Source organism: Paenarthrobacter sp. PAE-2, from assembly GCF_026013155.1.
Classification (GTDB): domain Bacteria; phylum Actinomycetota; class Actinomycetes; order Actinomycetales; family Micrococcaceae; genus Arthrobacter; species Arthrobacter ureafaciens.
This window is the reverse complement of sequence record NZ_JAPDNV010000074.1, coordinates 1-5480: the sequence shown is the minus strand read 5'-3', so window position 1 is coordinate 5480 and position 5480 is coordinate 1. Positions and strand designations below refer to the sequence as shown.

The 5480-nt window shown below is 61.4% G+C and carries 5 protein-coding genes; 3 read left to right on the top strand and 2 right to left on the bottom strand.

Translation table 11 applies throughout. From position 1 onward, the window contains the following. Positions 1-115: 115 nt before the first annotated feature. A complete protein-coding gene (locus OCL88_RS20655; RefSeq protein WP_264963789.1) occupies positions 116-835 on the bottom strand; it encodes a hypothetical protein in 720 nt (239 codons plus the stop codon). A 108-nt stretch (positions 836-943) separates the two neighbouring features. On the opposite strand from OCL88_RS20655, the gene OCL88_RS20650 reads away from it, so the two are divergent. From OCL88_RS20650 to OCL88_RS20640, 3 genes are all read left to right on the top strand, one after another. After that, on the top strand, positions 944-2602 hold the full coding sequence (locus tag OCL88_RS20650; RefSeq protein WP_264963788.1) for a class I SAM-dependent DNA methyltransferase: 1659 nt from the start codon (positions 944-946) through the stop codon (positions 2600-2602). Between the two features lie 262 nt (positions 2603-2864). Next, complete coding sequence (locus OCL88_RS20645; RefSeq protein ID WP_264963787.1) at positions 2865-3494, top strand: hypothetical protein; 630 nt, start codon at positions 2865-2867, stop codon at positions 3492-3494. Positions 3495-4123: 629 nt separating this feature from the next. Continuing rightward, positions 4124-4444: a YnfA family protein gene (locus OCL88_RS20640; protein ID WP_264963790.1), complete on the top strand. Its 321-nt coding sequence runs from the start codon at positions 4124-4126 to the stop codon at positions 4442-4444. A 72-nt stretch (positions 4445-4516) separates the two neighbouring features. Here the strand turns inward: OCL88_RS20640 and OCL88_RS20635 are convergent, their stop codons facing one another. Continuing rightward, complete coding sequence (locus OCL88_RS20635) at positions 4517-4861, bottom strand: LysR substrate-binding domain-containing protein (protein ID WP_264963786.1); 345 nt, start codon at positions 4859-4861, stop codon at positions 4517-4519. Between the last annotated feature and the right edge of the window lie 619 nt (positions 4862-5480).

Here is a 5480-nt window from a genome sequence, read left to right as displayed (position 1 = left end):
GAGACCGGCGGATTCAGACCCCAACTACACCCTCAAATGCGATGAGCCTGTTAAGCGGCTCGTTCGCGAATCGGGTTCGTGCGACGGGGACGAACGCTACCGGGGGATCATCGCATTACGATTGCTCAAGTCCAGCGTATTGGTCATAGTCGGCATCTCCTGGCTTCAGTATTTTGACTATTTCTTCGGCGCCCACGGCAGCATCCACTCGAACATCGCCTGAGAGTTCATCCTCTTTTCGGGACAGGACGGATGAAAGAGGGGGGTTGAAGTGCATCGGGCGAATTGCGTTGTCGATGCGCAGTGCCAGCTCGATGAGCACAGGAAAGCCAGGTTGAGGAGGGCCTGGATCCATCCGATTGTCAGCCGCAAAGTAGATCCCTTCGCCGCCCCATTTTCCCTGGAGGAGTTCGAAGTCGGACGGTGTGGTGAATTTCGTGGAACCTATGCAGGCATGGACCTGCCCTTCCCTCTTCGGCAGCTGGTCTTGGAAGTAAGAGCGCAGTCCGTCATCGGTTCCGTACATGGAAGTGGCCATGAGTGTACTAGCGCTGTGATCGTTGAGATGGCCGTGGTGAACCGCGAGCTGGATTCGCCGTGTGAATAGATCTCGGCTGAACGGTCTCAGACCCTCGAGCCGCACGAGATCGAATTCGTGGGGGAGCAGCCGGCTGAAGTGGAATGCTCGGAGGCGGGAGCCGGTTAAGGAGCTGATGAACGCGGCTTCACTTTCGAGCGCTTCGAGGTCCGACATCTGGGTCAGCTCAGCCAGCCGGGTTTTCACGGCTGCCGGAAAGGTGTCGGGAGCGTCGGGGTCAATGAATTGGCTGTCCATGCTGCCACGATACGTGGGAGTGCTGACTACCTATCGTCCTCTGTTCCGGCCACGTGTGCCGCGGGTCAACAGTCCAATATTGGCGGCCCCCTGTGGAAGACTGTCGGAGTGCTAGATGTACTTCGCGAAGACGATACGAACGAGCTGAGGAAGGCCCGTGGGGCTTTTTTCACGCCCTCAGCGGTGGCCGACTACATTGCTAGCTGGGCCATGACGGATGGCACCTCTAGAGTCTTGGAACCGTCCTGCGGCGAAGCAGCCTTTCTTCTTTCCGCTGGCATGTTCGCCAAGGAACGAAAGCTCCCGAACGTGAGCTACTCCGGTGTCGAACTGTTTGAGACCTCAGCCCGTTTCGCGGAGATGATCCTGGCAGACGCGGGGATCGAAGCACACGTTCGTGTTAGTGACTTTTTCAGCGTCGCCCCCGACCCGGTGCACGATTGCGTGATCGGAAATCCTCCGTATATCCGGTACCAGGAACACGCAGGCGAATCCCGCGGGAGATCACGGAGCGCAGCTGCCGCAGCCGGGGTAGACCTGAGTGAGCTCGCATCGAGTTGGGCAGCCTTCGTGGTTCATTCCGCGCAGTTCCTTCGACGCGGCGGTCGACTGGGACTGGTGTTGCCGGCCGAGCTGCTGTCAGTTAACTACGCAGCTCCTGTCCGTAGATTTCTTCTTGAACACTTCAAGAAGGTCGAGCTCGTGCTGTTCAGCGAACGAGTCTTCCCGACAGTCCAAGAAGAAGTAGTTTTGTTGCTGGCCGAGGGTTTCCGTGAGGGACCCACCGACCGCTTCACGCTATTCCAGGCGGAAAGCGTCCAGGACCTCCCCTCGATGGACGCGCCGAGTACTTGGATCCCCGGGGCCGCAGGAGACAAATGGACGGCCGCCATGGTCGGTCCGCGGGCGCGTTCCATCTACGACGCGGCACTCTCGGGTGATGGCTTTTCTGTCCTTCACCATTGGGGAGAAACGTCGCTGGGTGCGGTGACAGGCAATAATTCCTTCTTCGCTCTCACTTGGGAGCAGGTGAAAGAACGAGGACTCAGCAGAAACGACCTCGTACGGATATCTCCACCAGGCAGCCGACACTTGCGGGGCCTGGAACTGAGCTCCCGGCGGCTGAGGCAGCTCAGCGAGGAGGGAAAAGCGACCTACCTGTTCCGTCCGGCAGGCGCCCCCTCTCCAGCGGGGGAGGCCCTCGTCCTAGAAGGCGAAACGGATAGGGTCAACGATGCCTACAAGTGTCGTGTCCGTTCCCCCTGGTGGAGGGTCCCACTGGTGTCCATCCCGGACTTGTTCCTGACGTATATGAATGCCGACACACCCCGTCTGACAACCAACAACGCAGGGGTGCACCACCTCAACTCCGTCCACGGTGTCTACTTCCATCTGGAACACAGGGAACTTGGACGCGAGCTTCTGCCGCTTGCGTCCATTAACACGCTGACCATGTTGGGCGCTGAAACAGTGGGCCGAGCATATGGGGGAGGCATGCTGAAGATCGAGCCCAAAGAAGCGGATCTATTGCCCGTCCCCGGGCCAGCTCTTGTTGCCGCGCAGGCAGAAGCCCTTCATGCGATCCGTTCGCGCGTTGCAGCCGCTCTACGCGACGGCGAACTGCCACGTGCCGTTGAACTGGTTGACGGCGTCGTCCTCAAAGACGGGCTGGGCCTCACCGACTCCGATATCCAGGAACTCAAATCCGCCCAGCACGCCCTGTTTAACCGACGCAAGGCACGATCCAAGCCGGCCATCCGTGGCTAGCCGCGATGCTTTCTCAGATTTTGACGCGATACTAGCCGGGGCCTCAACGGCAAGTCCCTGGCAGCATCACACGCCCGGGGCGCCGGAATTTGTGCCGGACCATGACCTATTGTGCCGCCTTCTCTCGGTCCCGTTGGCGGCCGGAGATAAGTCCCAGAGCGGACGATTCGCCAAGGCCATCGACTCGTGGTTTGCTCACGAGCTCCGGCGGGCTGGATTCGGCCCGGATGAAGTCTGGCCGAGGGCCAGCAGGCCTCGGGTCGTGTCCCAGGACATCATGGCACTACTGGAAAAGCTGCCCAAAAATCTGGCAGCGGAGGTCAGAGAATCCATCGATTCGAGAGGTCTTGGGGCAGCTGATGCGCGAATACTTGGCCGGGCCTACGTAAAACAAGTTGATGTTGCCATCGCGCGATGGGACCGAGGACCCGAACTGATTCTCTCTACCAAGGCTATGAGTTCATCCTTCGGAAAGAACCTGTCAAACCGCTTCGAAGAAGCCTACGGTGATGCCGCAAACCTCCGAGGGAGGTATCCACTCGCCGCCGTTGGATTCGGTTTTGTCCAGCGAGGGACCATCGTTCGAGACGAACCGGGTGCCTTCGCCCGGACCATTGACATGATGCGGAAACTTCGGGACCGCGGCGACGGGCACGGCTACACGACTACTGCCTTAGTCCTAGTCGACTGGGACGATGAAGATCCTGCTGGGACTGCCAGGCTCGTCGAGGAGCAGGTCCCTGATGACCTGGGGGTGGCACAGTTCATGAAGACGCTCATAGCGACGATTTTGGAAGCAACACCCATCGACGAGCATGTTCGCGTTCGCGAGCTTTACGAAAACCGATTTATCCCCCTGGAGGAGTCCCGGGGCCCCTTAGGGGACAGCTGATCCACCACTCCAAAGAGCCTTGGACCTTGGCCTGTTTTGTCTTCGAATCGGTCTGAGGGTGGGAGCACCGCAACCCGGTTCACAGTCTGGGAATCTATCTTTGGGGTTTCCGGCCGAGTTCCATCGCGCGGTCCCGCAGCTCTGTTGCAAACGTGGCCGGCATACACCACCCATCGGCTACCTCGGACAGATAAGTCTGAGCTGCCTGCTTACGTTCTGCGGCAGTGCATGCCATTAGCCATCGTCGGTGCTGCACCAACGAGAGCGCGATCTCGTCAAACCGCGATCGTATGTCCCCAGCACCCTGGCCATGATCCCGCCCGACGAGTTCGAGCAGAACTACTATGCTCAAATAGACGCCTCATCAGACGACGAGGCCACCAGCAAGAAGACAGCCTAAAACCCGGTACGGTTCACCTTGATCGGCCGTGCGATTCGAGAACTGTTATCGAGGTGCTTCTCCCGAAGGCCTGGCACGCCTTCAATTCTCGATTGAGGTCGTTCTCGGATTCCTTCGTTATAGAGAGCCGCCTGAACACTGCGCACGCGGCCACAGTGTGGCCGGAGAGGCCCTTCACGGATGAGCGGCCGGGCACTGCCATGATGAATCCGAGACCACTGCAAGAACGATCATCCTGTTCATCCTGGCCGCAGCGGCGGAGATCGGCGGGGCGTGGCTCGTATGGCAGGCGGCCCGCGACGGTAAGGACTGGTGGTGGGCCGGACTCGGGGTCCTGGCTCTGGGCATCTATGGCTTCGCCGCGACCTTGCAGCCTGATCCCCACTTCGGTCGGATCCTCGCCGACTATGGGGGCGTATTCATGGCTGGCTCCCTGGCGTGGGGAATGATCTTCGACGGCTTCCGGCCCGACCGGTGGGACATCACCGGTTCGGTGATCTGCTTGCTCGGAGTAGCCGTGATCATGTTCGCTCCGCGCAACGCCGGTTGATCCCTGCCTCCAGCACACAATCACATGAATACACCCCGTGCAATCACGCAAAGCATTGCAACCGCGCGGGTTTCAAGCCTTCCGGCGGGTGCCGGTTCCCGGGACAGCTTTGGCGGCGATGGCTGCAAGGTCCCGGGCCGGTCCGGGCGGGGGTGCGGGGCCGGTCTGCCAGATGGCGGTCAGGGTGCGGCGCAGGGGCAGCCCGCGGTCGGGGACGGCGACGAGCCGGTGCAGGGCAAGGTCGTCACGGACGGCCAGTGCGCTGAGCACTCCGGGGGCCGTGCCGGCGGCGATGGTGGAGCGGACGGCCGCCGTCGTCGATAGTTCCACCAGCGGTTCTGCCAGGGTGGCGGCTCCGGCGGCTGTGAGCAGGTGCTCCCGCCCAGCTGAGAAGTCAGCCGCCGGCGATCGGGCCAAAGAACGCCGCCAGACAAAAAGAGAGCGAGTACAGTCACTTGCCCCTAAGCCGACGGGCGCCATTTCGGCTGCGAGGCCGGCGTGTGCGCCAATGGTGACCAACCCGACCCGGCCCTTGCGCCGCCGTGCCGCGGGCAACCAGGTCGCGGCAGAAGGCCAGGCGCCCGGCCTCTGATCCTGAGCCGGTAGCGAGTCGCCACCACACTGGTGGGGGCTTGATCGGCTCGGCCCTGGTACCCAGCAACCAGCCGGGACATGCTTGCCCCTTCCGCAGTTACAAGCACCGGGATCTGGACGCCGGCTCGGCAGGATTGCGCCTGTTCACCAGCTCGGGGCTGGCCGTCCGGTAGACCGGCGTCGGGCCGTCCACCGGAGAGCAGGGCGTTGACGAACGTCGTCAATATCTGTCCGTAGCAGGTCCGAGGACGCTCGGGGCGAGGTGCTCCTCGAGGAAGCGGGCAGGGTCGACAGTCGGAGCCTTCTAGCTGCGCAGCACGGGCGCCTACTCCGCATTGGAGAGTGTTCAGTCACTGGAGAGGTCGGCGAACGGTTTCACGCATAAACCGGCTCATCGCATTTGAGGGTGTAATCGTGCCGGGCGCGTCGGTGGCCGGATAGA

Coding starts and splice junctions, on each gene's coding strand:
- OCL88_RS20655 (WP_264963789.1), bottom strand. CDS start 835: ATGGACAGCCAATTCATTGACCCCGACGCTCCCGACACCTTTCCGGCA.